Consider the following 278-nt stretch of genomic DNA (forward strand, 5'->3'; position numbering starts at 1 on the left):
GGTCGGAGTCATCGAGCATGTTGCTTGCCAAACGCGGAAGGACCCCACGCTCGCGGTAGGACTTGTAGCGAAGACGCGCAATATCCTCGAAGTCTTCCTGATCCTCGATACGGCGGTACTCGACCGCGTCGAGCACCGAAAGCAACTTTTCTGGGAAATCTTGTGCGAGATTGAGACTGTTCTGGATATGGCGCATTCGCGGGCGATCTCCTGATGGTTAACCAGAGGTTAACCCGAGATTCCGCGATGCGACCGCCAAACATTACAAATCGTTAGAG

1 protein-coding gene is annotated in these 278 nt (G+C 54.3%); it reads right to left on the reverse strand.

The annotated features are described in order from the left end of the window. Positions 1 to 196 (reverse strand): hypothetical protein (locus tag R0J92_RS22610; protein ID WP_411053307.1); only part of this gene is annotated, 196 nt, incomplete at its 3' end. Positions 197 to 278 lie beyond the last annotated feature (82 nt).

The sequence above is a fragment of the Tritonibacter sp. SIMBA_163 genome, assembly GCF_046535935.1.
Lineage (GTDB): Bacteria > Pseudomonadota > Alphaproteobacteria > Rhodobacterales > Rhodobacteraceae > Epibacterium > Epibacterium scottomollicae.